Source organism: Arthrobacter pityocampae, from assembly GCF_002927275.1.
Classification (GTDB): domain Bacteria; phylum Actinomycetota; class Actinomycetes; order Actinomycetales; family Micrococcaceae; genus Arthrobacter_D; species Arthrobacter_D pityocampae.
The window spans coordinates 163,695-190,240 of the sequence record NZ_PRKW01000007.1 but is presented as its reverse complement, the minus strand read 5'-3'; the positions used below and the strand labels follow the sequence as shown (position 1 = coordinate 190,240).

Sequence of the window (26,546 nt, the reverse complement as noted above, 5' to 3'; positions counted from 1 at the left end):
CGAGGCACAGTGCCATTGGTCCCCGGATGGAAGCCTGCCGACGTGCGCCACCCCGTGGACCTTCGGCCCTATCAGGGCCCCACCCGCCCCGGAATGCTGGAGGGAATCCCGGCACGCGACGTCCGGAAGGGCAACTGACACACCATGGCTACCCAGGTCGACGCAAAGCCCACCGCCTCTTCGCGCGCACGCACGCTGATGGAGCCCCTCTGGGCCGACCGCCGGGTGGGCGCTGCCGTGGCGCTGGCCGTCGCCGTCGGCTGTGGCCTCCTGCTGGGCTGGTGGACTCCCCGCGGCCCCCTCACCACCGCCGAGTCGCTCGGCACGATGCTCCTCTGCCTGCTGGTCGGCGCCGCCGTCGGATTTCTCCTCCGGTCGCGGTGGGCCATGCTGGCCGCGCCCGTGGTGGTCATCATCGTCTTCGAACTCACGCGTATCGGCACCGACGGACCCACCGTCGACGAAATCGCCACCAGCCCCTACGGCATCTTCGCGTTCATCGTCGGGCGTGGTTTCCATGCCCTTGTCGCCCTGCCCGCGATGATCCTGGGTGCGGCACTCGGCGCCGGAGCAGCGCGACGACTCACGCGCATCCCTGGTGAGGCCCATCGCGCGAGTGCCGGCGTCGTCGTCCGCCGCGCCGTTGCGGCCCTCACGGCGGTGGCGCTCATCGCACTCGCGGTAGTTCTCGCCCGACCGGCCGGCACCGCGCCCATCGAGGCCGCCGACGGAGAGCCTGCACCCAACAGCATCGCCGAACTCACCACAGTGGAGAGCGGAGGCAAGGACCTCGGCCTCATGCTGCGCGGCGCCGACGTCGAGAACCCCGTCCTGCTGTTCCTCGCCGGCGGACCGGGCGGCTCCGAACTGGGCGCCATGCGCAACCATCTGCAGAAGCTGGAGGAGTACTTCGTTGTCGCGACCCTGGACCAGCGGGGCACCGGGACGTCCTACCCGGAGCTGGACCCGGCGTCCACCCTCACCCTCGAGAGTTCCGTCGAGGACGCGATCAGCGTCACGAACACCCTGCGGGAGCGCTTCGACGAGGAGAAGATCTACCTGATGGGGCAGTCGGGCGGGACCGTCTACGGCGTCCTCGCGGTCCAGCAGGAGCCGGAGCTCTACCACGCCTACATCGGAACCGGCCAGATGGTCAGTCCGCTGGAGACGGACACCATCTTCTACGAGGACACGCTCCTCTGGGCCGAGCAGTCCGGCGATGCAGCCCTAGTTGAGGAGCTGGAACGGATCGGCCCGCCGCCCTACGAGGACATGCTCGACTACGAGACCGCGCTGGCCTACGAGCATCAGGTGTACCCCTACGATCACACCGGCAACTCCGAGGGCGAGGGCGGGTTCTCGGAGAACTTCCTCGTCCCCGAGTACACCCTCACGGACCAGATCCACCTGCTCGGATCGTTCATGGACACCTTCTCCGTCATCTACCCCCAGCTCCAGGACACCGATTTCCGCACCGACGTCACCACCCTCGACGTCCCGGTCTACTTCGTGCAGGGCGCCCATGAGGCCCGCGGCCGCGCCGAACCGTTCGCGGAATGGTTCGAGCTGCTCGAGGCCCCGGTCAAGGAGACCACCGAGCTTTCGACCTCGGGCCACCGCCCGTTGTTCGAGCAGCCCGACGAGTTTGTCGCCTATCTGCGGGATACAGTGCTCGTCGGTACGCCGCCGTCCTGATCAGCCGCCCCGGAGGCGAGAAGGTCCTACACGGCCCGGATGAGTGTCTCGCTCCGGCTCGAAGGCGCGAGCCGGCATGCTCAGGCGAGGAGGGCGGCGACGACGATCAGGGCGGGGATCGCCAGGACCGAGGACAGCAGGACGGTGTCGCGCGCCAGGGGGATCCCCCGTCCGTAGCGGCTGGCGAACATGAAGACGTTCTGCGCGGTGGGCAGGGCAGACACGACGACGGCACCGAGCAACTCCTCGCCGTCGAGCCCGAAGAGATGATGTGCCGTCAGGTAGGCGGCGATCGGCATGAGGGCAGTCTTGAGCGCCGTCGCAATGAGGACTTGCAGGCGGTCCGGCCCGGCTTTCAGGGGGCGGCTGCCCGGGAGGGACATGCCGAAGGAGAGGAGCACCATGGGGACGGCGGCGCCTCCGATCAGCTCGAGCGAGTCCCAGACCGGCGGCGGCGGACGGAAACCGGTCGCGGCCACGACGACGCCCAGCAGCGACGCGATGATCATGGGATTGCGGAACGGCTGCGTCAGGAGGGCACGCACGGAGGGTTTTCGGCTGGAGGTGAGGTCGAGGACCGTCAGGTAAAGCGGGGCCAGGAGAAGAAGCTGGACGAGCAGGACGGGGGCGATCAGCGCAGCATCGCCCAGCGCGTAAACGGTGATGGGGATACCGATGTTGTTGGCGTTCACGTAGGAGCTCGCCATGGCGCCGACCGCCGTCTCGGCAGCGGGCCGGCGGAACAGGAGCCGGCTCAGCACCACGTAGAGGGCGGCGATGACGAGGGACGAGATGATCGCGATCGGCACGTACTCCGAGAACACGGACCGCAGATCAGCGTCGGCCAGCACGATGAACAGCAGGGCCGGGTTGGTCACGAAGAAAGCGACCTGGTTCAGCGCGAAGCCGGCCTGCGGTCCGCCGATCACGAGGCGCCCGGCGACATAGCCGACCATGATCACGGCGCCGACGACGGCGAACCCGCCCAGCACTCCCAGCATTCTTCCTCCACCTGTCAGCGCACGCGGGTCCGTCACGCCACGACGGGACACTGCTCCGGACACTTCGGGGGTTCGGCGTTCTGCGCATGGTTGCGTGCCAGGACGACATCGTGCGGAGGCTGTCCCTCCACGCGATGAGCAAACCAGTCAAGAATAATCGGGAAACGAACGCCCGGGATCATGCCTGCGCTGCACCTCGGGAGTTCCTTCCAGCTCTCTGCGGCATCCGGACGTGACCGGGAGGCCACCGCGGTACCGCTGCGCGGGTCAGGAGCGCACCGGCAGCAGTGTCTCGAGGTACGCGATGATGGCATCCACGCCCGCCTCGAAACCGAGTTCCGAGCGTTTCCCCTCCAACGAAGCCCCCGCGAACGCCCCATGCAGCGCGGGCTGGGCCTCCGGGTCGGCGAGCCAGGACAGTTCCGGGGACGCCATATCGAGCGCGGATCCCAGCATGAAGCTGTCGAGGACGGTCACTGCCACCACGACGTCATTCGCCGCGAAGCCCTGCTCCACGAACACCGCGGCGAGGTGTTCGTAGATGTCGAGCGTGGCCTTGTCCGTCACGGCCTCCCCCACGAGCAGCGGGATGGCCTTCGCATGCTGGCCGAGGGCACGGCGGTAGCTGCGTGCCCATGCCGCGGCCCGGTCCCGCCAGTCGGGGCCCGCGGTGAAGAAGTCGCCCGAGGCCAGGGCGTCGGAGCCGATGACGGACCGGATGCCGTTGATGATCTCCGGCCGCCCCTGCACGTGGTGGTAGATGGAGGACGGGCTGACCGACAGCTTCCTCGCCAGTCCGGGCAGGGTGAAGTCGCCGACCTCGTCGACGAGCTCCAGTGCTGCCCGATAGATCTTCTCCGGCGACAGAATCGCCGTACGTGGCCGTCCCATGGTCCCCCTGACAGTGCGGTCGAGCCGCACACCTAAGCCGCACAGTACCGTTCCCCGTCCGGGCGATTGACGAGCGCCGCCGAGCGCCCCCCTCCGTCATCGGTCGCGCGTCTCCGTCGTCGCCCTCGCGAGCCCTCGTCGTGTCCTGACGAGCCGCGCGCCGTCGTCGTCGCCGCACCAGCCGTTGCGGCCGCCCTCGTCAGAACACGATCACGCTACGGGCCCGCTCGCCCCGGCGCATGGCGTCGAAGGCCTCGTTGACGTCGTCCAGCCCGATGCGGTGCGAGATGAGCCGGTCCACGGGCAGCCGCCCCGCGAGGTACAGCGCGGCCAGGCGCGGGAAGTCCCGCCCTGGCACGGTGGAGCCGTAGTTGGAGCCGATGAGGGACTTCCCGCTCTCCGCGAGCGCGAGCGCGTCGATGGACACCGGGCTGTCCTCCGGCGGCAGGCCCACGATGACGGCCTTGCCCCCGGGCGCGAGCAGCGAGGGGAGGGACTCGATGGTCTGGACCCGCCCGATCGCCTCGAACGCGTAGGCGGCGCCTCCCTGCGTGATCGCGGCGATCTCCTCCGCGAGCCCGTCCGAGGGCACGAGCGTGTGGGTGGCGCCGAACTCCCGCGCGGCCGCGAGCTTGTCCTCGCTGAGGTCGACGGCGATGATCGGGTTCGCGCCGACGAGCCGCAGCGCCAGAATGATGGAGAGCCCCACGCCGCCGGTCCCGACGACGACGGCGGACGTCCCGGCCTCGACGCCGGCGTCGTTGACCACGGCCCCGAAGCCGGTAGCGACGGAGCAGCCGATGAGGCTGGCGACGTCGAACGGGACCTCGTCGGGGATGCGGATGGCGCCGGCCTCGGGGACGACGGCGTACTCGCTCATGGACCCGACGGTCAGGTACGGGAACACGCGCTCGCCGTCGAGGGTGAGCGGGCTGCTGCCGTCGGGCAGGAGGCATTCCTCGGACCGGCTGCCCGTGCACACGTAGGACTTCCCCGACAGGCACGCGGTGCAGCGCCGGCAGGGGTAGAACCAGGAGAGGATCACGTGGTCGCCCACGGCGACGTCGGTGACGCCGTCGCCGATCGCCTCCACGGTCCCGGCACCCTCGTGGCCCATGACCGTGGGCGAGGGCAGGGTCCAGTCGCCGTCGAGTACGTGGCGGTCCGATCCGCACACCCCCGACGCTCCCATGCGGACGAGGACGGTGCCCGGGGCGGGGTCGGCGACGTCGACGACGGTCACGTCGAGGTCCTGCGAGCCATGGCGGTGGACGGCGGCGCGGGAGGAGCGGCTCATGCGCGGCCCTCGATCGTCTGCTCGGGGGCGGTCGCGAGACCGGCGTCCGCGTTCACGTCCGCCGCGTAGCCGCCGAGGCCGCGGCGGACGTAGAGGACCTTCGCGAGGACGAAGTAGACGATGCCGCCGACGATCGCGGCGGGGAAGGACGCCGTGATGTAGCCGAAGACGGGCAGCGTGGTGAGCGTGACCGGGTTGTAGATCACCAGGTAGAAGGCGGCTCCGACGGCGACGGCGGCCATGCCGGCCCAGTTGACTCCACCGTGGAAGTGGTAGGCGCTCTCCTGCCGGTGGCGGTAGAGATGCTCCAGGTCGACGCGCTGGCGGCGCAGCAGGAAGTAGTCGGCGATGATCGCCCCGCACATGGGTGCCAGGAACGCGCCGCTGAGCGTCACGAAGGCCATGAAGCGCTGATACATGAAGCCGGGGAAGAACGCGAGGACGGCCGGCAGCACGAAGAACGCCGCGCACAGCCACGCCCACCGGACCCCGGAGAGCAGGGAGCCGCTGGCCTGCCGGATGGCGAGCACCGTGGAGTAGACGATCGAGGAGGTACTGGTGATGTTCGCGAAGGCGATGAACAGGAGGATGAACGCGCCGAGCACCGGCCCGCCGAAGGGCAGCATCCAGACGGTGGGATCGGAGTCGCCGAGGGTGAGGGCTGCGGCCATGCCGACGACCTGCGCGATCAGGGTGGCGCCGAGCAGTCCGCCGTAGGACGGCCAGAGGGCGGCCTTCGGCGTCTTGGTCAGCCGGGCGAGGGAACCCATGACCGGGTACCAGGAGACGCCGACGCCCACGTTGAACTCGACGGCGAGGGCGAAGTTGAGGCGCTCGTCCTCGAACGGGGCCAGCGGCGCGGCGGTGAGCAGGGTGTCCCAGGAGGTGTTGAGGACGAGGAAGACCATGAGGAAGACGGTCACCACGATCAGGCCCGGCGCGATGAACTTGTTGAACCGGCCGATGGTCACGGGTCCGCGGGAGAGGATCCACCAGGAGACGGCGATCGCCCCGAGGGCGAAGAGCGTGACCATGAGGCTCTCGGGCCCGAAGTCGGTGCCGAACGTGGAGTTGGAGACCTGGGTGACGGCTCGGCCCACCATGATGGCCAGCAGCGAGGACCAGCCCATCTCGGTGATGAGGATGACGGTGAAGACGAGGAACCCGACGCCCACGAGTCCGAAGACCGGCCGGAGGATCGTGTACTGCTCCACGCCGTAGCGCTGGCTGGCGACGACGCTGGCCAGGATCATGAAGCCGAGGCCGATCGCGTTGCCGATGATCATCGCGGCGATGCCCTGCTGGAAGCCGACGAGCAGCGCCGTCGAACCGCCGACGAGGAACGCCCACGTGGCGATGGCGAGGCTGATGTTGACGCCGGTGAAGTCGGCGCTGTTCCAGATGCGCTCGCTGCGCAGGAGGGGCAGCGAGCCGAGCGAGCCGCCGGTACCGCCGTCGTGCGTGGCGTGTGCGCCCTGCGCGCCGGCGGCGCCCTGCGCTCGATCGGCGCGGCCCGGGAGCTTACGGACCGTCTCCTGCCTGTCCCTGCTCACAGGGCCAGCACCAGGAACCCGAGGAGCGTGATCCCGAGGGTCACGAGGGTGTACAGGCCGAGGTGCCGTCCCGAGAGTGCGGCGCGCGAGGCGTCGTCGTGCTCGGAGGCGGAGATCTCCGTGAGGCGTCGGTGCAGATCGCTCGCCGTTGCGTCGGTGGGAACCATGGTGCGTCTCTCCAGTAATCGAATGTCATTCGGTTTGGGTACATCGTTGTGCCTATCATGAGGGCTGTCAATGGATCGGCCGTCGAAATCTGCGCAGAACACCTGCCGCCCGACCGGCCTCCCGGAAGGAGTGGCGATGCCCGCTCTCGCTGTTCTCCAGGCCGCAGGGACGGTCGGTGCCGTGGAGGAGAACCTCCGCCGCCTCGACGGGTTCGCCGCGCGCGCGGCCGCCCAGGGCGCGGAGATCCTCGTGACCCCCGAACTCTTCGCCACCGGCTACGCGCCCGCGGTCGCCGCGGAGTCGGACGGCGCAGCCATCCGGGACGCCCTCGCCTGCATCGCCCGGCGGTACGGCATCGCGCTGGTCGGCTCGAGCGTCGAGGCCACCCCCGACGCGCGGCACATCACCGCCTCCCTGTTCGATCATCAGGGCGCGGAGCTGACCCGCTACCGGAAGTCGCACCTGTTCGGGGCCGAGGAGCAGGCGGTCTTCGCCCCCGGGAACGAGCGCCCCGAGGTGCTTCGGCTGCTGGGCATGAGCGTGGCACTCGGCATCTGCTACGACGTCGAGTTCCCGGAATTCGTACGGAGTGCCGCCGGACGTGGCACCGATCTGCTGCTGATCCCCACGGCCGTGCCGGCCACGGGCGACGTCGGGAACCGGCCCCCGGCGCACACCTACAACGCCGAGCGCATCTCGACGCTGCTGGTGCCCGCACGAGCGCTCGAGAACGGCGTGTACATCGCGTACGCGAACCACACCGCGCCCGGCTTCACGGGTCTGAGCTGCATCGTGAGCCCCTACGGGACGTTCCTCGGGCTCGCCGGGGACGGCGAAGAGCTGCTCTTCGCGGGTGTGGACCCGGCGGAGGTGCGCCGTGCCCGGGAGATCAACACCTATCTTCTCTGCCGGCGCCCCGAGCTCTTCGCCTGAGCCGCCCCCGGGTGTGTTGTCCCCGCACGCGGGACCCCGCTCGCGCTGTCCGGAGGTCACCGATACACGTGCAGCGCCCCGCCGTACCCGAGGGGCAGGCCATGCCCGCGTAGGCAGGAGTCCAGCACCTCGGTGATCTCCGCGAACTTGAGCTGGTGGATCCTTGTGACTGCACCATGGGGCTTGTTCCCGGCGTCGTCCGCGTCCGCGCCCCGTCCGATCCGCCAGTTGTGGACTGCTCCGTCATCTCGATAGGCGATCTCGACGAAGTAACCGTGCCCCGTGTTCATGACCTGGGCGTAACGCCCTGAGGGGCCGCGGTCGAGGTCTTTGGACTGGATGACGAGCCAGTCACCATCCGCGGCGATCAGCCTGAGCAGACGGACCACCTCGGCCCGTGACCCGAGATCCCGCCAGGGGTTGCACTGATCACCGATACTGACCATCCACTGGAACGCCTCCTCTGCCGCCGGGTGCAGGAGCACCTCCAGCAGCGGGTGGTCGGCGGGTGCAGCAACGAGCGGAGCGAAGCCGATCTCGGTGATGAGTACGTTCCCCGCAGCGGGAGTTCCGAGCACTCATGCCCCCTTTCTGACGGTGGGTGTTGCTCCATGATTTCCCCCACCACTGACATTCAGCAGCTGTCGGGGCGACGCCCGATTAGTCTGGGGCTTACACCAGCCCACCAAGCACGGGAGAGCCTTGACCTACGAACTGCGCACATACACCGCGAACCCCGGCAAGATGGACGCCCTCGTGGAGCGCTTCCGTTCCTCGACCATCGGCCTCTTCACCGAACACAACATGAGGAGCCTCGGCTACTGGACGCCGGTCGGCAGCGACGACGTCCTCGTCTATCTCCTCGAGCACGACGGCGACCCGAAGGCCAACTGGACCGCGTTCGGCGCCGATCCGCGCTGGAGCGAGGCGAAGGCGGCGTCGGAGGCGGACGGCGTCCTGACGGCGCGGATCGACTCCGTGCTGCTCGAGGCGACGGACCTGTACCCGGTGGCGCAGGCGCGGTGGGTGTCGGGCGACTGACAGAAGCGACAGGCACGGCTGCAACGGAACCGGCCGCGCGCCCCCTGACTCGCTCGCGACGAGACCGACGCATTATCTCGATTTGTTGCGAAGCGCAACAAGGCGGGCGCCGAGCGGGTAAAGCTGTTCAGCGAGATCCGAGGGAATTTACAGTCTGCTCATCAGCCCGACCACGTCTCAGGAGCATCTCCGTGAAGAAACTGTCCATCGCACTCGCCACGTCGGCCGTTGCCGGCGTCTCCCTGCTCTCCGCCTCACCGGCCCTCGCCGTCGGCCTCCCGTTCAACAACTGCACCGAAGCCGCGAGCGTCGGCGTCTACAACATCCCCGTGGGGACCCCCGGCTACCAGCCGGGCCTCGACGCCGACAAGGACGGCTTCGGCTGTGACGCCGCGGGCACGCCTGCCTACGATGCCGGCATCGTCGCGGGGCTGGTCGCGCAGAACACGCCAGTCGCACCGCCCGTGGCCCAGCCTGTGCCACCCGTCGCGCAGCCGGTCCCCGGGCAGGTTGCGCAGATGCCGGTCGGTGGAGCCGAGACCGGTGTCGCCCAGACCCCGGAGGGCGACGACGCCGGTGCCCTCGCGCTCGGTGGCGGACTGGTCCTGGCAGCACTGGGCGGGGCCTTCGTCGTCCGCCGTCGTGCTGGTCTCGCCGGCAACTGATCGAAGAACCGACGACGATGCCCGGCACGGACCGTGCCGGGCATCGTCGTGTCAGGGGCGCCTGATGCAGCGTGTGGACGCGGACTGCGCGCGGGACGTCGAGGGCCCGAACCACCTGTTGCACGGCGTGGCGTGCCACCACACCCACCTGCCGGCCCCGAAGCCCCCCGGATTCGGTGCGGAAACGGTCGGGGGCCTCAGCCGGCGTGCGGCAGCGACACCTCGACCCGGCCGGCCACCACGCGGGTCGTGAAGGACGGCTGCGGCGATGTGGCGGGGCCGCGCGTGACCTCGCCGGTCTTCAGCGAGAACGTGCTGTTGTGCCAGGGGCAGACCACGCAGGCGTTGCCGTCGTCGTAGGTTAGTTCGCCCTCGTTCAGCGGCCCGGAGAGGTGGCTGCAGGTGTCCGACAGGACGGAGACGTCGTTGCCCTGGCGGAGGACGACGAGCGGGACCTCACCGAGCATCTTCCGCTGCAGCTTGCCCTCGGGGAGATCGGTGAGCGCACCGATCGCGTGCCAGCCGGGCTCGACGCGGTGCGGGACGTCCTCGGCGTGGTTGGCCCCGAGCGATTGCCGGTAGGACATATGCCCGCCGAGGAATCCTCCGGCGGAGACGACGACGAGGCCGGTGTAGGAGAGCAGCTTGCCGGACTTCCCGCGCAGGCGCTGGACGAGGGAGAGCGTGTACAGCCCGACGGCGACGGCGTTCGCGGCGGCGTGCACGATACCGACGCGCTGCTGCTGTTCGTGTCCCTCCGACCAGTCGGTCCAGCCGGCCACGGCTGTGGGGCCGGCAGTGACGACTCCGGTGCCGATGAGGACCGCCGACGCCTTGTTCGAGCCCGGGATGGCGTCGAGGATGGCCGCGGAGAACCAGGTGCCCGTCGGTACGAGGATCATGAGCGGGTGCAGCGGGTGGCCGATCGGCACGCCGTGGAGGATGTCGCGGAGGGCGCCGGGCTTGATCACGGCCTGCACGACGTCACGCATCTTGGTGACGATCGGGTCGAGCGCGGTGGCGTTCTCGAGCTTCTCGACGGATTGCAGGGGGCGGAGGGTCTTCATGGTGTCTCCTCAAGTTGCAGGTGGGCAGCAGCGGAGCTATCGCCTGATTTACGAAGCATACTGAGGATCACCGACGGGCGCCGGTCGATTCCGCGTGAGTCACCGACGTCGGCCTCTACCCAGTAGAGTGCGCCGGTCCCGCCACGCGCCGGTGGACCACAGCGCCCACACGACGAGCACGGGCTGGAAGAACAGGCGGGTGAGGCGGGCGCCGTCGGTATCGAGCCCGAAGGCGCTCACGCCGTCCATGTACTGGGCGATGTTGCCCGGGAAGATCACGACGAAGAAGGCAGCGACCACCCAGCCGACGACCGCCCGGTACCGGCCGAGCATTACCAGCGCCGCGCCGAGCACCAGTTCGACGACGCCCGACGCGACGACCACGAAATCCGTGTCGAGGGGCAACCACGCCGGGACCTGCGCGGCGAACTCGGCCCGGGCCACCGTCAGGTGGGCCGTGCCCGCGAACAGGAGGAACACCCCGAGCACGATCCGCGCCGTCGTCCTCGCAGTGGAGGTGCGCTGCGGTGCTGTGGGGGACGCCATGCTGCGCACGATAGCACCCGCACTTCCGCCCCCGGTCGGCCGTCCATGGGCACGACGGCGCCTGCCTGCAGGAAGAGGTGCCGTCCTGACGATAAAATGGGCGGGTCGTCATCCGACCCCGAATCACGTACCCTGCCTCCTGTAGGAATCCCGCCCCGGGACGCATCCGCCATGAGTGCGGCCGACCGGTCACGATGATCGTCAGTCAACCGCAGGAACACCACGAAGGAGATCGTCATCGCCCCGAGCAACCGCACCAATGCCCGTCTGCGCACCACCCTCGCCCTGCTGGCCGAGCACCAGGCGTCCGGTTCCGTCGTCGCGCCCAGCGAGCTGATGGCCAAGGCCGTCGCGGACGTCCCCTTCGATGACAAGGAAGCGGAACTCCTCTCCGGCGGCGTGCCCCGCGGGTTCAAGGCACTGACGACGGCGACGTCGAAGCTCGTGAAGGCCGGCTGGCTCGTCAAGGGCCGCAGCGGCTGGACTGCCACCGACGAGGGCATCCGAGCGGTCGCGGCCTTCCCCGACCCGGAGCAGTTCGTCGACGCCATGGTCAGCGGTGCGCCCGTGCCCGAGCAGGCCGAGGTCCACGCTCCGCAGGCGCCCGAGCAGCTGAGCGAGGAGACGCATGCTTCCTCGGATCAGGCGCCCTCCTCCGACGCTCCGGCCCTGGACGCTCCGGCCGATCTCGTCGATTCCGCAGCGGAAGCCCTCGCGGCGTCGCCCACTGATTCGCCTGTCGATTCCTCTGCTGACATCTCCTGGCAGGATCAGCCGCAGTCCGTGGCCCTGTCCGGCGACTTCTCGCCGCTGTTCGGCGACGCGGGCCACTGGAGCACCGATCTCCGCGAACTGCAGTTCGACTGGGAGCCGACGGAGAACCTCTGGCTGCAGACCCTGCAGCTGCCGGCCGGGACCTACCAGTTCAAGATCCTCGTCAACGGATCGTGGGAGGAGAACTACGGCCGTTTCGGTACGCGGGACGGCGCCAACCACGAGCTGCACCTGATCACCGACACCACGGTGACCTTCCGGTTCGACTACGGCACCAAGGACATCCGGACCTCCTAGGCCTGGCTCCACTCCGGCCCCGTCTGCTGCCTCCGGGTGGTGGGCGGGGCCGTCGTCGTTCCCGGGCCTTCCGGTGACCGCCGCGACCAGCGGTGATCGGGCGATGGCCACACCCGCAACGTCCACGATGGCGGGCCTGGCGGGAAGGTGATCGCCGCCCTTCGGACCCGGCCGGGCCGCACCCGCTGATCCCTCAGCCCAGCCACTAGACGGACGACGCAACTGGAATGCATCCGCCGCCGGCAGATCAGCAACGATCATGGGATCCCCGGTGTACCTTTGTGCTCCGCCGGGCAGAACCGAGGGCCGGCGCCCACTATCTCGGCACCCGATCAGTCTCTATGGTTGTCGCATGACGGACGTTGCAGAGCGGCGCGGGACGCCGACGATCAATTCGGACATGGGCGAATCCCTCGGCCTCCACTCCTTCGGAAACGACCCCGCCCTCCTCGACACCGTGGACGCCATCAATGTGGCCTGCGGTTTCCACTCCGGAGATCCGGACACGATGGCCGAGACCGTCGCCGCGGCGAAGGAGAAGGGTGTGCTGATCGGCGCCCATCCCGGGCTGCCGGACCTCGTCGGCTTCGGGCGCCGCGAGATGAAGTTGTCTCCGGAGGAGGTGGAGTACCTCGTGCTCTATCAGGTCGGTGCGCTCAGCGCCTTCCTGCGGCGGGAGGGTGCAAGCCTCAGCCATATCAAACCCCATGGGTCCCTCTACGGGATGCTGGCGCGGGATCCGGACCTCATGAGGGGTGCCGCACGGGTGGCCCAGCTGTTCGACGTCCCCGTCTACGGCATCGCCGGAACAGCTCACCAGACGGTGTGCGAGGAACTCGGGGTGCCCTTCGTGGCCGAGCTCTACGTAGACCTCAACTACGGTCCTGCCGGCGAACTCCTGATCCAGCGCCGGCCGGAGCCGACCGACCCGGACGCTGCCGCCCACCGCGTGACGCGCGCCCTGACGGACGGGGTCGTCGAGGCCTCCGACGGCGCACTGCTCACCATCCCCTTCGACAGCGTCTGCGTCCACTCGGACGCCCCCAACTCCCCCGAGGTGGCGGCAGCAGTCCGTTCCGCCCTCGACTCGATCTGAAACTGCACCGACCCTGACCGAAAGGACCACCGTGGCCGACATCGTCTCCCCACTGCCAGGCATCTTCTACCGCAAGCCCGGCCCCGACAAGGACCCGTACGCGAACGAGGGTGACGCCATCGAGGCAGGCCAAACCATCGGGGTGGTCGAGATCATGAAGCAGTTCTCTGAGATCCGCAGTGAGGTCGCCGGTACCCTGCAGAGCTTCGCCGTCGAGGACTCCGGGACCGTGAACCCCGGCGACGTCATCGCCACCGTGTCCGAGGGCTAGCAATGGAACGCCTCCTCATCGCGAACCGCGGCGAGATCGCCGTCCGCGTCATCCGCGCAGCACGGGAACTGGGATTGCAGACCGTCCTCGCCGCGAGCGAACCGGACGCCGATTCCTATGCGGCGTCGCTAGCCGACACCGTCCACGTGGTGGGCCCGGCGCCTGCCGCGAAGAGCTACCTGGACGGCGCCGCGATGCTTGCGGCCGCCGAGGCCTCCGGCTGCGACGCGATCCATCCCGGGTACGGCTTCCTGTCCGAGAACGCCCGCTTCGCCCGTTTCGTCCTCGACGCGGGCATCACGTGGGTCGGGCCCTCCCCCGAGGCCATCGAGCTGATGGGCAACAAGTCACGTGCACGGCAGGCCGCACAGGACGCGGGCGTGCCGACACTTCCCGGCAGTGACGGCGCCCTGGACCCCGACGTCGACCCGCTGCCCCTCGCACGCGAGATCGGCTATCCCCTGGTGGTGAAGGCGTCAGCGGGCGGCGGAGGGCGGGGCATACGGCTCGTGACGGAGGAGGGGGACCTCGTCCAGACGCTCGATGTCGCCCGGGCCGAGGCGCAGGCCGCCTTCGGTGATCCGGCCGTGTACCTGGAGCAGTTCGTCTCGCACGCCCGCCACGTCGAGGTGCAGATCCTCGGTGACGGCGAGCGCGTCATCCACCTCGGTGACCGTGACTGCTCACTGCAGCGCCGCCAGCAGAAGATCATCGAGGAGGCCCCCGCCCCGTCGCTGCCGGACGCCGTCCGGGACACCATCCGGGCCTCGTCCATCGAGCTCGGTCGCCAGTGCGGCTACGCCGGCCTCGGCACCGTCGAGTTCCTGTACGACCCGGCGCGGGAGCAGGCGGCGTTCATCGAGATGAACACCCGACTCCAGGTGGAGCACCCGGTGACGGAGATGGTGACCGGCGTCGACCTCATCCGGGAGCAACTGCTCGTCGCGTCCACGGGACGGTTGCGCCTCCACCAGGAGGACATCGCCTTCCGGGGCCACGCCTTCGAGTTCCGCATCAACGCCGAGGACCCGTCACAGGGTTTCATGCCGAGCCCCGGCACCCTGTCGCGCGTCGACTGGCCCGGCGGCCCCGGCGTGAGAATCGACTCCGGCGTGGTCCTGGGATCCGCCGTCGCGCCGTTCTACGACTCCCTCCTCGCCAAGCTCGTCGTGTGGGACGAGACCCGGACCGAGGCCATCCGACGGTCGGCGCGGGCGCTGGCCGAGGTGCAGATCGACGGCGTCAAGACGACTCTCCCGCTGCTGTCGACGGTCCTTCACCGGCCCGAGGTACGGGACGTCACCCACCATTCGAAGTTCATCGAATCGACCCCCGGCCTCCTCGGAGATGACGCATGAGCCACGCGCCCCAGCACCTCGACCCCGCCCGCTACACCTGGGGCGGCGACGAATTCCTCTTCGTCGAGATCTCCGAGAGCATGAGCCTCGCGGCCAACTTCAAGGCGAACGCGATGGCGACCAGGCTCGTCGCGCGTGCCATCGACGGCATGGTGGACATCTGCCCCGCCAACGCGTCCCTGCTGCTGCGCTTCGACCCCGACGTGGTCCTACCGGACGAACTGGAAGCCCTCGTGAGGGAGGTCGAGGAGGAGGTGGCCCATCTGAGCGAGCAGACCCTCGAGACACGCATCATCGAGATCCCCGTCTGGTACGACGACCCCTATACCCGGGAGACCGGCGCACGCTTCCGCAAGGGGCACCAGCGGCCCGACGGCACCGACCTGGATTTCGCGGCGGAGGAGAACGGCCTGTCCTCGCCGGAGGAGTTCATCCGGAAGCACCACGAGTCGCCGTGGCTGGTGTCCATGGTGGGGTTCGTCGCCGGTTTGCCGTTCATGTTCCAGATCGTCCCGCAGGAGGACCAGCTCGAGGTCCCGAAATACCTCAGTCCGCGCACCGATACGCCGCCGCTGACCGTGGGGCACGGAGGGTGTTTCGCCTGCATCTACTCGGTGCGGGGCGCCGGCGGGTACCAGATGTTCGGTATCGCCGCCGCACCCATCTTCGACCCCGCCCAGAAGCTCGCCGATTTCTCGGACTTCATGATTTTCTTCCGGCCTGGTGACATCGTGAAGTTCAAGCCGGTCGACGAGGCCGAATATCGGGCCATCCAGGCGGAGGTCGACGCAGGGACTTTCACCTACCGCCAGGCGCCCGTGACCTTCGACCTGCAGAAGGCCCTCACCGATCCCTCCGCGCACAACCGGGACATTCTGGAGAAGCTCAATGGCATTTGACATCCTCGAGCCCGGCCTCGCGACCTCGGTCCAGGACCAGGGCAGGTTCGGCCACTACAACGTGGGAATCCCGCAGGGCGGGGCGATGGATCAGTTGTCCGCATCGATGGCGAATGCGCTGGTCGGCAACACCCCCGGAGACGCCGTCCTCGAATGCGCGTACCTGGGGCCGCGGTTCACCACCGACGCCGACGCCGTCATCGCCGTCACGGGTGCACCCGTCGAGGTGCGGGTGAACGGGACACCGATGACCGAGTGGAGCCGCCTCACCCTGGCTGCCGGCGACGAGGTGTCCTTCGGGATGCTGTCGGGTGGGACGCGCTACTACATCGCTGTGCAGGGCGGAGTCGACGTCCCCGAAATCCTCGGGAGCCGCAGCACCTACGCGCTGGGCGCCCTCGGCGGGCTGCAGGGCCGCACCCTCAAGGCTGGCGACACGGTGCCGGTCGGCGCCCCCTCAGGTTCACTGCCGACAATGGACGAGATTCCAGAGGTCCTCCGCCCCGTCTACGCGAAGGAGGTGACGATCCGGATCATGCCCGGCCTCTACGACCACCGGCTGACGGCGGAGGGCATGGAGACGCTCCTGAGCGCAGCGTGGAAGCTGACTCCCGTGGCCGACCGCACGGGCCTCCGGTACGCCGGTCCGGACCTCGAGTGGAAGCCCCGCACCCAGCCCTTCGGCGCGGGATCCGACCCCTCGAACATCGTCGACGCGGGCTACGCCATCGGGTCGATCCAGGTGCCTGGGGGAAAGGAGCCGATCGTGCTGCACAGGGACGCCGTCTCCGGGGGCGGCTACGCGATGGTAGCGACGGTCATCAGCGCGGACATGGACGTCGTCGCCCGGAGCGCACCCGGGACCTTGACCTACTTCGAACCGGTGACGATGGAGCAGGCCCTCGCGGCCCGAGCCGACGCGGCGAAGGTCCGGCGCGCCGTCTGGGGGTAGCGGTCAGCCGCCCGTGGCAGCCACCTCGCCGCGGACGAACCCGTTCGACCGTCATGCTGCACCGGAGGTGAACTTCCATCCGAACGATCAGCCGACATTCCGCGAGAAGGTGGCGGCGAAGGGAGCAATGCAATGGAGCACAAACTGTTCGACCTGGGAGATTTCAGTCTCCAGAAGGGTTCGGTTCTTCCGTCCGCCAGGCTGGGCTACACGACGCTGGGTGAGCTGAACGAGGCGAAGGACAACGTCGTCATCTGTCCGACCTGGTTCACCGCCACGCCGACCGATACCGCGACGTGGATGACCGGCGAGGACCGCGCGCTGAAGCCGAGCAAGTACTTCATCATCGTGCCGAATCACTTCGGCGCAGCGGTCTCCTCCTCGCCCAGCAACACACCTCCCCCGTTCGGCAGGGGCACGTTTCCGCGGGTCACCGCATACGACAACGTCAATGCGCAGTACCGGCTGGTGACCGAGGAGTTCGGGATCGAGAGGATCCGGCTGGTTTCCAGCTGGTCCATGGGTGCCTGCCAGAGCTACGCCTGGGCGGCGCTTCACCCGGAGATGGTCCGGGCCATCGCGCCCATTTCCGGATCCGCCCGCACCGCCCATTACAACAAGGTGTTCCTTCACGCACTCATTCGTGCAATCACCACTGATGCCGATTGGAACGACGGTTTCTACGGCGACAAACCCCCGGTACGTGGCCTGCGCACCTTCGCGTCAATCTATGCCGGATGGGGCTTCTCGGAGGCGTTCTACCGTGAAGAGGTGTACCGCGGATTCGGCGCCAGTACGCCAGAGGAATTCATCGGCATCTTCTGGGAACCGTTCTTCCTGAAATGCGACGCCAACGACCTCCTGGCTCAGATCCAGACCTGGATGCACAACGACCTCGGCGACCATCCGACGTTCGCCGGGGACTTCGATGCAGCGCTCGGCGCCATCCGGGCCAGGACCATCATCATGAACGCCGAGACGGATCGGTATTTCCCGCCGATCGACAGTGAACACGAAGCCTCCCGCATACCGGGAGCCACCACCAGACCTATCCCGACCATCTGGGGCCACCTGGCTCCCTTCAACCCGGTCGATCAGGCGTTCATCGATCAGGGGATCGAGGAGCTGCTCGCCGACTGAGCACTCGCCGACTAAGCAGGAGAGCTGGAAGCCACTACCCCTGCACCTGCGCCACATCGGCCTCTGTCCGCGCGAAGGCGACGGACGCGCTGCTCTCACGCACGAAGAGTTCCGGCGTGTGGCGGACGGAGTCGACCTCCTCGCCGGCCATGACGCGGCGGAGCATCCCGACGGCGGCCCTGCCGATCTCGAGCATTGGCGAGCGCACCGAGGTCAGCGGGATGGGCAGCTGCGCGGCGAGGGACGTGTCGTTGAATCCGACGACGGCGATGTCCTGGCCGACGACGAGCCCCGCAGCACGGAAGGCGCCCATGGCCCCGATGGCGGCGAAGTCGTTGACGGCGAACACCGCGGTGGGAGCCGGACCGACCTGCTGCAGCAGCTCCTCACCCGCCCGGCGGCCACCCTCGGTATCGAAACGCGACGGCAGGACCCGATGCGACGGCACCTCTCCCCCCAGTTCGTGCCACCGGTCGACGAAGCCGGCCGTCCGGTCGACGCCCGTGCTCGCGTACGGCTCACCCGCGATGATCGCGACGGAGCGGTGCCCGGTCTCCCACAGATGGTCCGCCACGAGGCGTCCGCCGCCCGTGTCGTCGCAAGTGGACGAGGGGAATCCGGGGTAGCGGCGGTTCATGAGGACGAAGGGCACGTGCCGTTTCGTGAGGTCGTCCACCAGGCTGCTGCCCGCATGGACATCGCCGAGGATCAGACCGTCCACCCGTCGGGCCAGCATGATCTCCGCCTTGCGGCGCTGCTCCTCGAGATCGTCGTGGGAGTTCATCACGAACGTCGAGTGGTTGCTCCCGGCAGCGGCCTCCTCCACGCCCTCGTACATGGTCGCGAGGACGATGTCCGAGAGGCGTGGCACGATGACGCCGATGGCCCGCGTGCGCCGGGTCCGCAGGCTGGTCGCCTGAGGGTCGGGTGAGTAGCCCCTCAGCTTCGCGAGGTCGCGTACCCTTTCCGCGGTCGCCTTCGAGGCCGCCCCGCGCGCCACCGCCGTATCGGAGTGCAGCACGCGCGAAACGGTGGAGACGTGGATCCCGAGTTCCGCAGCGAGATCCTTCAACGTCACGGCCGCGCGCCGACCCCTGGCCGATGCATTCACGCGTCCTCCTTCCCCAGTTGCCGAGGTTTGTTTCCGGTTCGTGAAATCTCCGGCGATCCATTGACGAGACCCCGGTCACATCCTATGGTTTTCATCATTCAACCCAAACGATTGGGTTTCGTCCAGTCCCCGCCGTCCCTCGCCGCAGGACACCTCCGAATCACCGCCGGATCGCACACTCGGCACGACCGACCCAAACGATTGGGTAAGGAGCATCGATGGAATCACTCACCGGGCACGTCGCACTCCTGGCGACCGGCGGAACGATCGCCTCGCGTGTCGATGGTGCGGAGGGTGCCACCGTGGCCGCCGACGGGGGCAGTACGATCCTCGCCGCAGCGGGCACCAGGACCGTCGCGGTCGAGGTCGTGGACCTCATGCAGAAGGGCTCCTACCTGCTCACGTTCGACGACATGCTGGCGGTCTGCGTGGCCATCCGGGCCGCGCTGCATTCTCCCGCGACGCTCGGCGTCGTCGTCACGCACGGGACGGACACCATGGAGGAGACCGCCTACCTTGCCGACCTCCTCCACGACGATCCACGACCGGTCGTCTTCACGGGCGCGCAGCGCGCTGCCGACAGCCCGGAGCCGGACGGTCCCGGGAACCTACGCGCCGCACTCACCCTGGCGGCATCGCCGGAGGCCCGGGGCAGGGGCGCGTTGATCGTGTTCGACGGCGAGATCCTCGCCCTTCCTGCGACACGGAAGACCGAGACGACGAACCTCCGCGCGTTCGGCAATCCGGAGCTGGGCCCGGCTGGGTCGATCACGCCCGAGGGTGAGATCCTGCTCGGCCCTGCGCCTCTGCGGCCGGCACCGCTCGACACTCCCCCGACGGGGGCCGGCGTCCGTGTGGACGTCATCGCGTGCTACCCGGGAGCCGATGCGGCCCTGTTCGTCGCTGCGCTGGCCGCCGGTGCCCGCGGCATCGTGCTCGAGGCCACCGGCCTGGGCAATGCGAACGCGGCACTGTGCGACGCCGTACGGGACGCGGTCCGCGACGGCGTCGTCGTCGTCACCAGCACCCGCGTGCACGCGGGACCGGTGCGTGGCGTGTACGGAGCCGGCGGCGGCAGGACGCTCGAGGACGCAGGGGCGGTCCCCTCCGGGCTGCTCCGCCCACCCCAGGCCCGCACCCTCCTGCAGGCGCTGCTCTCACTCCGGCTGCCCCCCGAGGAGGTGGTCCGCCGCGTCCGCCAGCGGGGCGACCCCGACCTCCTCGGCCCGGCTCCTCCCACCGACCGATCACCCGATTCCCCATCCGCACCAGGAAAGGCCGACCCATGACGAAAGACATCCAGATCGCCTTCGGCGTTGACGTCGACGCAGTAGCCGGCATGCTCGGCTCCTACGGCGGCGAGGACTCGCCCTGCGACATCTCGCGAGGACTCTTCAGCGGAGATGTCGGGGGCCCGCGGATCCTCCGGCTCTTCGAGAAGTACTCCCTCCCCTCCACCTGGTTCGTCCCGGGCCACTCGCTGGAGACCTTCCCTGATCTCACGCGCATGATCGTCGACGCCGGACACGAGATCGGGGTCCACGGCTATTCCCACGAGAATCCGATCGCCATGACCCGCGAGCAGGAGACGGCGATCCTCGACCGGTCCATCGAGCTCATCGAGAAGGTTTCGGGACGCCGCCCCACGGGCTATGTCGCACCGTGGTGGGAGTTCTCACCCATCACCAACGAGATCCTGCTGGAACGCGGCATCAAGTACGACCACTCACTCATGCACAACGACTTCGAGCCCTACTACGTGAGGGTCGGGGACAGCTGGACGAAGATCGACTACAGCAAGCCCGCCGAGGCCTGGATGAAGCCGCTCGTCCGGGGGCAGGAGACCGAGCTCGTGGAGATCCCGGCGAACTGGTACCTCGACGACCTCCCCCCGATGATGTTCATCAAGGCATCGCCCAACTCGCACGGCTTCGTCAATCCACGGGACATCGAGCAGATGTGGCGCGACCAGTTCGACTGGGTCTACGCCGAGATGGACTCCGCCGTGTTCACCATGACGATCCACCCCGACGTCTCGGGCCGGCCCCAGGTGCTCCTCATGCTTGAGCGCCTCATCCAGCACTTCAACTCCCATGAGGGTGTCACCTGGCACACCTTCGATCAGATCGCCGATTCGTTCCTGGCACGCAATCCCCGAAAGGAAGTCAACTGATGTCCATCAAAGAGGCGGGCGTCGATCTCTCGACGCCGCATGGGAACGAGCAACGCAACTTCCCGGTGTTCTCCAAGAAGAAGACCAGCACGGCGACCGTCCTCGCCTTGTGCGCCTGGACCGTGGCCGTCTTCGACTACGGCCTGTTCGGCACGCTCCTGCCGGCCATGCAAGCGGAGTTCGGCTGGACCGCCCCCGAGGCCTACGCCATCAACACGTGGATCGCCGTCGGAACGGCGATCGTCTGCTTCGGCATAGGCCCCGTGATCGACCGCCTGGGCCGCCGGAAGGGCATGATGCTGACCGTCGGCGGCACCGCCGTCGTCTCGGGCGTCACCGCCTTCATCCCTGCCGGCCTCGGCGTCATCAGCAACTCGCTCCTCGTCGTCGTCCGCTCCTTCGGGGGCCTCGGCTTCTCGGAGCAGGCCGTCAATGCGACCTACATGAACGAGGTCTACCAGGTCACCGAGGACGAGCGGAAGCGCAAGCGTCCCGGGTTCCACTACTCCTTCATCCAGGGTGGCTGGCCGCTGGGCTTCCTCCTGGCCAGCGCCCTCGCCCTGGTGTTCCTCCCGCTCCTCGGCTGGCGCGCCCTGTACCTGATGGCCACCATCCCCGCGATCATCATCGTGCTGCTCATCAGCAGGAAACTGAAGGAGACACCGCAGTTCGAACTGCACCACAAGCTGACCGAACTCGAGAAGGGCGGCAAGTCCGACGAGGCACACGCTCTGGCGCGGGCCTACGGCGTCGAGCACTCCTCCACGTCGCCCCTGAAGCGCATCTGGGAGCCGGAATTCCGCCGCAACACGATCGTCTTCTCGCTGGCCTGGATCCTCAACTTCTTCGGCATCGCGATCTTCAGCGTCCTCGGCACCTCGGTGCTCGCCAACGCCAAGGGCGTGGAACTGTCGGACGCCTTCTGGATGCTGATCGTCATCAACCTCCTCGCGTACTTCGGCTACGTCTTCCACGGCTGGATCGGCGACAAGGTGGGCCGGAAGCGCACCATCATCGTCGGCTGGGTCATCTCGGGCCTGTCCTTCGCCGTGATGCTGAGCCCGCTCGTATCCAGCCCGTTCCTGATCATCCTCACGTACGGCACCGGCCTGTTCTTCCTGGTGGGGCCGTACGCAGCGATCCAGTACTTCATGGCCGAGTGCTACCCGGTGAGCTGCCGTGCCACGGGCGTCGCCTTCATCGGCGCCATGAGCCAGCCCGGCACCATCATCGGTGGCGCCCTGTTCACCATCGTCGCCGCCGCGGCGGGTACCGGTGCAGCCGCCCTCTGGGTGGGAGCCCTCGGAACCCTGCTCTCCGGAGTCCTGATGATCGCTGCGCGCCCCGTCGCCGCCGTCGCCCTCGAGGAACCCCATGCCGCAGTCTGAGGTAGCCATCGTCACAGGGGCCGCCAGCGGTATCGGCCGGGCACTCGCCGTCCGCTACGCGGCGAGGAACGTCCGCACCGTCATCGGCACCTTCCCTGGTGACCCACATGATCCGGAGGAAACTCTGTCCGGTGTACGGGCCGCGGGCGGCAACGCCGTCATCCACGAGGTCGACGTGCGCTCCTCGACATCCGTGGACGCCTTCGCCCAGCGCGCGCTGGACGAGTACGGCCGCCTCGACTACGCCGTCGCGAACGCGGGCATCCTGCGCAACGCACCGCTGAACGACCTGACGGACGACCTCTGGAACGCGATGCTCGACGTCGACCTGACCGGCGTGCTCCGCACGCTGCGGTCGGCGTCCCAGCGGATGACGGGACCCGGCGCGCTCGTCGCCGTGTCCTCGATCGCCGGTGGCATCTATGGGTGGGAGGAACACGCCCACTATGCCGCGGCGAAGTCGGGCGTCCTCGGACTCATCCGGAGCGTCGCCTCGGAGCTCGGGCCCCGGGAGATCCGCGCCAATGCGGTGATCCCGGGCCTGATCGAGACCCCCCAGTCCCTGGACCCCGTCAACTCCCTCGGCCCGGACGGGCTCGAGCGGGCGGGGAAGGACATCCCGTGGGGTCGCGTCGGGCGGCCGGAGGAAGTCGCGGACGTGATCGGGTTCCTGACCTCGGACGCGTCCCGCTACGTCACCGGGCAGTCACTCGTCGTCGACGGCGGGCTCACCATCAAGATGCCCGCATGAAGGCGGGTCCGGACGGTCGCCGCACGGGACCCCAAGCCGTCGGTTCTCCCGGCGCCGAACCCCGAGCCGTCGTCGTGACCGGCGGTGGCAGCGGCATCGGGGCCGCGATCGCCCAGGCGTTCGCCGCTCAGGGCGACAGGGTGGTGGTGCTGGACCGCGTCCCCGGTCCCGGGGTCATCTAGGTGGACGTCGCCCAGGAGGACAGTGTGCGGAGCGCCTTCGCCGGAGCCCGGGAGCAGGTGGGTACCATCGACGTCTTGGTGAACAGTGCCGGACTGCTGACCGAGTCCCCGCTCGAGGGCATGACCCTCGCGATGTGGACGGAGACCATCGCAGTGGACCTCACCGGGGTGTTCCTCTGCTGCCGGGAGGTCGTCGCGCCCATGCGGCGCCAGCGCTGGGGACGGATCATCAACATCTCCTCGCAGCTCGGCATCAAGGGTGGCGTAGGCCTGGGTCACTACAGCGCAGCCAAGGCCGGAGTGATCGGCATGACCAAGGCACTGGCACTCGAGGTCTCGGCGGACAACGTGCTTGCCAACTGCATCGCCCCCGGGCCGATCGAGACGCCGCTCGTCGACGGCATCTCCGAGGACTGGAAGGCAGCGAAGCGGAAGGAACTGCCCCTGAGGAGATTCGGCATGCCCACCGAGGTCGCGCCGACGGCCCTGCTCCTGGCGAGCGATCCCGGAGGAAATCTCTTCGTGGGTCAGACCCTCGGCCCCAACTCGGGTGACGTGATGCCATGACGGTGGGCTCTGCCGAGAGCGACGCAGCCTGATGTGCGGGGCCTGCGGCCGCACCGTCATTGCCGATCCGGTGCTCGGATCGACCCGAGCGACGCGGGACCTGCTCCTCGTCGCCCACGTGGTCAACGCGGTCACCGCCGGCCTGCCGGGTGCGCCTGTCGTCCGGGTGGCCGGAGACCGGTGGCTCGTTGCCGGGAGTACCGGACGGACGAGTGCCTGTGACACCGTCCGTGACCTGTGGCGGGCAATGGTCGACCACTACGGGCGGGGCGCGGCCTGCTCTCTCGCTGATCGGCTGGCCCGGAGCCTGCCCGGTGCGTCTCCGCTCGCGGACGGGGTGCTGCGCGAAGGCATGGCTGCAGCAAATGACACCCGAAGTGGCGCCATCATCTCCTGACTGCATCGCACGGAAGCGGCCCGCCGTACCCGAGGGCAGGGCCGGCGGCGTCCCCGGGCCTCCTTACGCCTGCGACGGCCCAGCCTGGCCGGGCTGACTAGGCCGGGAGCGGCTGCGCCTTCCGTGCTGCGGCATCGTGCACGGATTTCGGCCTCGAAGTGCGTGTCGGCCCGGGACACGCCGGGGTACGGCTCCCGGTCTCGTGAATCGCGTGCACGAGGCCACACCCGGGCACGGCATTCGCACCGCGAGACGACGTGCCGGTTCAGCCGAACTGCCGTCTGCGGCAGCCTTCCCTCAGGTTTCCCACAGGACTCGCGACTCGCCTCAGGCCTGCATGGATCGTCCAGCAGGATTGGGCGGGTATCGGTCGACCGGGAGGTGTGGAGCGCATGGGGACAATGGATCGCGAGTGGTTCCACGAGGGCCGCGACGCACGGATGAAGGCCGCCCAGCGTTCGCCGTCGGGCCGTGTCCCGCAGTGGGCGCTCGACGACGCCATCGGCGCGCCGTCCGATCCACCACCCTGGCGAGCCGCACCGACCTACGGTCCGACGGCTTCCGGTCCGACGCCGGCTGCCGGGCAGGTCCCGACCTACGGGTTTATTCCGGCTTCCGGAAAGGCTCCGGCTTCCGGGAAGGCTCCGGCTTCCGGACGAGCCCCGACATTCGGGCAGCCCCCGACTGGACGGCCGCCGACCAAGAGACGCGCCGCGCCCGCCGTCGGCCGTTGGAAGCGAAGGCTCGCCACCGCGGCAGGCCTGGCCCTGATCGCCGGCCTGTACGCGACGCCGTCGTTGTTCGACCGCTTCGTCCTGCCGGTCGCCCTCCCCTATCTACCCGGCGCCGATGTGCCGCCGCGCGGGGTCGAGGCCGGCGAGGTTCCGCTCGGGACGCCGCCGCCGGCTCCGGCATCGACTGCATTCGCGCTGATGGAGTGACCCGTCGAGGACCAGCCATGGGTGGCCTACGACCCCTGCCGCCCCGTGCACTACGTCGTCCGGCCGGACAATGCGCCGAACGGCTCGGAGGGACTGGTGCAGGAGGCCGTCGCAGCGGTGTCAGCGGCCACTGGGTTGCAGTTCGTCGACGACGGCCTGACCACGGAGGCGCCCACCGAGGAGCGCGACCTGTACCAGCCGGAGCTGTACGGGAAGAGCTGGGTGCCGGTACTGATCACGTGGACCAGCGAGGCGGAGATCCCCGGACTCGCCGGCGACATCGCAGGGCTCGGTGGCAGCGACTATGCCCAGGCGCCGGGGCAGCCGCTGGTCTACGTGGGCGGGCAGGTGCAACTCGATGCGCCCGACGCCGCCGAGTCGCTCCGCTACCCGGACGGGCGCGCGTATCTGCGGGCGACGATCATGCACGAGCTCGCGCACGTCGTCGGACTCGACCACGTCGACGACCCCGGGGAGCTGATGTACGCGGAGAACCTGGGGCGGGTCTCCTTCGGCGAGGGTGACCTCGCCGGCCTCGCACTCCTCGGCGCAGGACCGTGTGTGCCCGGACTGTAGCCGTGCCGCCCTCGGCGTGAACCGTTCGCCGGGTGCGGGTCCCGGACGGTCGGAGGCACATGGCCGCCTCGACGACCACCCGTAAGGAAAATTGCTAAACACCCGAGGAAAAACCCTCGACCTCCCGCCGACGACGTAAATTAGGGAGATGAGCAATGACGCCCTCTCTTCAGCCGGTCCGGCGTTCGACCCCGACGGCAGTGACGACCAGTCGGCGGAGGCGCTCGAGGCGCTGATCAAAACGATCGAGAGGGAGGTCGACGAACTCCAGTTCACGCGCTTCACGAATGACGACGCCGTCGCGCTGGGACAGCTGATCATCCAGCTGGGCGTGGGACGCAACCTGCCGATCGCGGTCTGCATCAGGAGACCGGACCACATCCTGTTCCGGGCCGCCCTCGACGGCACGACACCCGACAACGATTACTGGCTCGATGCGAAGAGCCGCACTGCCGAACGCTACTTCCTCCCCTCCCTGCTCGTCGGCCTCCGGGGACGACGGGACGGCACACCGGTGGAGGACGATCCCCTGTTCGACACGACCACCCATGCGGCGCACGGCGGCTCGTTCCCGCTGTACATCCAGGATGTCGGTCCAGTCGCCACCGTGACGGTCTCCGGCCTCCCGCAGCTCGAGGACCACAAACTCGTCGTCGAGGCGCTCCGCACCTTCCACGCCGCTGCCGGCCTGTAACCTGCGTGACGCCGCCGTGCGTCAGGGCCTTCCCCTCTCGTTGAGTCGTGAGCCATGACGCCCCTCGTTGGGCTTCTGCTTGGCTGCGTCCCCCGGCACGTGCCGAGACGACGGCGGGCGTA

Annotated in this window: 28 protein-coding genes and 1 pseudogene; 20 read left to right on the top strand and 9 right to left on the bottom strand. The window is 68.7% G+C overall.

Translation table 11 applies throughout. The features are described 5' to 3' along the window. Positions 1–144: 144 nt before the first annotated feature. The gene (locus C4K88_RS16305) at positions 145–1,695 is read left to right on the top strand and encodes an alpha/beta fold hydrolase (RefSeq protein WP_104122712.1); all 1,551 of its coding nucleotides are present in this window, start codon (positions 145–147) and stop codon (positions 1,693–1,695) included. 80 nt (positions 1,696–1,775) lie between these two features. Here the strand turns inward: C4K88_RS16305 and C4K88_RS16300 are convergent, their stop codons facing one another. From C4K88_RS16300 to C4K88_RS17490, 5 genes are all read right to left on the bottom strand, one after another. Then, a complete protein-coding gene (locus tag C4K88_RS16300; RefSeq protein ID WP_104122711.1) occupies positions 1,776–2,696 on the bottom strand; it encodes an AEC family transporter in 921 nt (306 codons plus the stop codon). A 267-nt stretch (positions 2,697–2,963) separates the two neighbouring features. Next, the gene (locus C4K88_RS16295; protein WP_104122710.1) at positions 2,964–3,587 is read right to left on the bottom strand and encodes a TetR/AcrR family transcriptional regulator C-terminal domain-containing protein; all 624 of its coding nucleotides are present in this window, start codon (positions 3,585–3,587) and stop codon (positions 2,964–2,966) included. A gap of 199 nt (positions 3,588–3,786) precedes the next feature. Continuing rightward, on the bottom strand, positions 3,787–4,884 hold the full coding sequence (locus C4K88_RS16290) for an alcohol dehydrogenase catalytic domain-containing protein (RefSeq protein ID WP_104122709.1): 1,098 nt from the start codon (positions 4,882–4,884) through the stop codon (positions 3,787–3,789). Next, positions 4,881–6,437 carry a purine-cytosine permease family protein gene (locus C4K88_RS16285; protein WP_104122708.1) on the bottom strand — a complete coding sequence of 519 codons (1,557 nt, stop codon included), beginning with the start codon at positions 6,435–6,437 and terminating at the stop codon, positions 4,881–4,883. Before C4K88_RS16285 ends, C4K88_RS16290 begins: the two co-directional genes overlap by 4 nt. Beyond that, on the bottom strand, positions 6,434–6,604 hold the full coding sequence (locus C4K88_RS17490; protein WP_167399077.1) for a hypothetical protein: 171 nt from the start codon (positions 6,602–6,604) through the stop codon (positions 6,434–6,436). Before C4K88_RS17490 ends, C4K88_RS16285 begins: the two co-directional genes overlap by 4 nt. A 136-nt stretch (positions 6,605–6,740) precedes the next feature. Here C4K88_RS17490 and C4K88_RS16280 point away from each other — a divergent pair, with 136 nt between their 5' ends. Beyond that, complete coding sequence (locus C4K88_RS16280) at positions 6,741–7,538, top strand: nitrilase-related carbon-nitrogen hydrolase (RefSeq protein WP_104122707.1); 798 nt, start codon at positions 6,741–6,743, stop codon at positions 7,536–7,538. A 56-nt stretch (positions 7,539–7,594) separates the two neighbouring features. Here C4K88_RS16280 and C4K88_RS16275 read toward each other — a convergent pair whose 3' ends face one another. Then, a complete protein-coding gene (locus C4K88_RS16275; protein WP_104122706.1) occupies positions 7,595–8,116 on the bottom strand; it encodes a hypothetical protein in 522 nt (173 codons plus the stop codon). 124 nt (positions 8,117–8,240) lie between these two features. Between C4K88_RS16275 and C4K88_RS16270 the strand changes: the two genes are divergently transcribed. Together C4K88_RS16270 and C4K88_RS17485 are read left to right on the top strand one after the other, a co-directional pair. Next, positions 8,241–8,579: an NIPSNAP family protein gene (locus C4K88_RS16270; protein WP_104122705.1), complete on the top strand. Its 339-nt coding sequence runs from the start codon at positions 8,241–8,243 to the stop codon at positions 8,577–8,579. Between the two features lie 191 nt (positions 8,580–8,770). Beyond that, positions 8,771–9,244, top strand: coding sequence for an excalibur calcium-binding domain-containing protein (locus C4K88_RS17485; RefSeq protein WP_167399076.1), 474 nt, complete (start codon positions 8,771–8,773; stop codon positions 9,242–9,244). A 197-nt stretch (positions 9,245–9,441) separates the two neighbouring features. On the opposite strand, the gene C4K88_RS16260 is transcribed toward C4K88_RS17485, so the two are convergent. Beyond that, positions 9,442–10,311, bottom strand: a complete 870-nt coding sequence (locus C4K88_RS16260; RefSeq protein ID WP_104122704.1) for a Rieske (2Fe-2S) protein — start codon at positions 10,309–10,311, stop codon at positions 9,442–9,444. 99 nt (positions 10,312–10,410) lie between these two features. After that, entirely contained in the window at positions 10,411–10,857 is a 447-nt protein-coding gene (locus tag C4K88_RS16255; protein ID WP_104122703.1) for a DoxX family protein, read from the bottom strand. A 336-nt stretch (positions 10,858–11,193) separates the two neighbouring features. Here C4K88_RS16255 and C4K88_RS16250 point away from each other — a divergent pair, with 336 nt between their 5' ends. The 7 genes from C4K88_RS16250 to C4K88_RS16220 all read left to right on the top strand — a co-directional run bounded on the left by C4K88_RS16250 (position 11,194) and on the right by C4K88_RS16220 (position 17,644). Beyond that, a complete protein-coding gene (locus tag C4K88_RS16250) occupies positions 11,194–11,928 on the top strand; it encodes a pullulanase X25 domain-containing protein (RefSeq protein ID WP_241522022.1) in 735 nt (244 codons plus the stop codon). 352 nt (positions 11,929–12,280) lie between these two features. Beyond that, a complete protein-coding gene (gene pxpA, locus C4K88_RS16245; RefSeq protein ID WP_241522021.1) occupies positions 12,281–13,024 on the top strand; it encodes a 5-oxoprolinase subunit PxpA in 744 nt (247 codons plus the stop codon). 31 nt (positions 13,025–13,055) lie between these two features. After that, on the top strand, positions 13,056–13,295 hold the full coding sequence (locus C4K88_RS16240) for an acetyl-CoA carboxylase (RefSeq protein ID WP_104122701.1): 240 nt from the start codon (positions 13,056–13,058) through the stop codon (positions 13,293–13,295). Positions 13,296–13,297: 2 nt separating this feature from the next. Continuing rightward, the gene (locus tag C4K88_RS16235; protein ID WP_104122700.1) at positions 13,298–14,653 is read left to right on the top strand and encodes an acetyl-CoA carboxylase biotin carboxylase subunit; all 1,356 of its coding nucleotides are present in this window, start codon (positions 13,298–13,300) and stop codon (positions 14,651–14,653) included. Next, positions 14,650–15,552 carry a 5-oxoprolinase subunit B family protein gene (locus C4K88_RS16230; protein WP_104122699.1) on the top strand — a complete coding sequence of 301 codons (903 nt, stop codon included), beginning with the start codon at positions 14,650–14,652 and terminating at the stop codon, positions 15,550–15,552. Before C4K88_RS16235 ends, C4K88_RS16230 begins: the two co-directional genes overlap by 4 nt. Beyond that, positions 15,542–16,504 carry a 5-oxoprolinase subunit C family protein gene (locus C4K88_RS16225; protein WP_104122698.1) on the top strand — a complete coding sequence of 321 codons (963 nt, stop codon included), beginning with the start codon at positions 15,542–15,544 and terminating at the stop codon, positions 16,502–16,504. Before C4K88_RS16230 ends, C4K88_RS16225 begins: the two co-directional genes overlap by 11 nt. A 132-nt stretch (positions 16,505–16,636) precedes the next feature. Next, complete coding sequence (locus C4K88_RS16220; RefSeq protein ID WP_104122697.1) at positions 16,637–17,644, top strand: alpha/beta fold hydrolase; 1,008 nt, start codon at positions 16,637–16,639, stop codon at positions 17,642–17,644. 34 nt (positions 17,645–17,678) lie between these two features. Here C4K88_RS16220 and C4K88_RS16215 read toward each other — a convergent pair whose 3' ends face one another. Further along, positions 17,679–18,755: a LacI family DNA-binding transcriptional regulator gene (locus tag C4K88_RS16215; protein ID WP_104122696.1), complete on the bottom strand. Its 1,077-nt coding sequence runs from the start codon at positions 18,753–18,755 to the stop codon at positions 17,679–17,681. Positions 18,756–18,973: 218 nt separating this feature from the next. Between C4K88_RS16215 and C4K88_RS16210 the strand changes: the two genes are divergently transcribed. The 9 genes and pseudogenes from C4K88_RS16210 (at position 18,974) to C4K88_RS16175 (ending at position 26,424) form a co-directional block, all read left to right on the top strand. After that, positions 18,974–20,044 carry an asparaginase gene (locus C4K88_RS16210; protein ID WP_104122695.1) on the top strand — a complete coding sequence of 357 codons (1,071 nt, stop codon included), beginning with the start codon at positions 18,974–18,976 and terminating at the stop codon, positions 20,042–20,044. Beyond that, positions 20,041–20,928: a polysaccharide deacetylase family protein gene (locus tag C4K88_RS16205; protein ID WP_104122694.1), complete on the top strand. Its 888-nt coding sequence runs from the start codon at positions 20,041–20,043 to the stop codon at positions 20,926–20,928. The genes C4K88_RS16210 and C4K88_RS16205 overlap by 4 nt, the downstream gene beginning before the upstream one ends. Continuing rightward, positions 20,928–22,316 carry an MFS transporter gene (locus C4K88_RS16200; RefSeq protein WP_104122693.1) on the top strand — a complete coding sequence of 463 codons (1,389 nt, stop codon included), beginning with the start codon at positions 20,928–20,930 and terminating at the stop codon, positions 22,314–22,316. The genes C4K88_RS16205 and C4K88_RS16200 overlap by 1 nt, the downstream gene beginning before the upstream one ends. Continuing rightward, entirely contained in the window at positions 22,303–23,067 is a 765-nt protein-coding gene (locus tag C4K88_RS16195; protein ID WP_104122692.1) for an SDR family NAD(P)-dependent oxidoreductase, read from the top strand. The genes C4K88_RS16200 and C4K88_RS16195 overlap by 14 nt, the downstream gene beginning before the upstream one ends. Beyond that, positions 23,064–23,816 (top strand): annotated as a pseudogene (locus tag C4K88_RS16190) (SDR family oxidoreductase). The gene C4K88_RS16195 and the pseudogene C4K88_RS16190 overlap by 4 nt, the downstream one beginning before the upstream one ends. Before the next feature lie 70 nt (positions 23,817–23,886). Beyond that, positions 23,887–24,213: a hypothetical protein gene (locus C4K88_RS16185; protein WP_146065721.1), complete on the top strand. Its 327-nt coding sequence runs from the start codon at positions 23,887–23,889 to the stop codon at positions 24,211–24,213. Between the two features lie 392 nt (positions 24,214–24,605). Continuing rightward, complete coding sequence (locus C4K88_RS17820; RefSeq protein WP_241522020.1) at positions 24,606–25,154, top strand: hypothetical protein; 549 nt, start codon at positions 24,606–24,608, stop codon at positions 25,152–25,154. Between the two features lie 21 nt (positions 25,155–25,175). Then, positions 25,176–25,730, top strand: a complete 555-nt coding sequence (locus C4K88_RS17815) for a matrixin family metalloprotease (RefSeq protein ID WP_241522019.1) — start codon at positions 25,176–25,178, stop codon at positions 25,728–25,730. Positions 25,731–25,878: 148 nt separating this feature from the next. After that, entirely contained in the window at positions 25,879–26,424 is a 546-nt protein-coding gene (locus C4K88_RS16175; RefSeq protein WP_104122690.1) for a heme-degrading domain-containing protein, read from the top strand. The last annotated feature ends 122 nt before the right edge of the window (positions 26,425–26,546 follow it).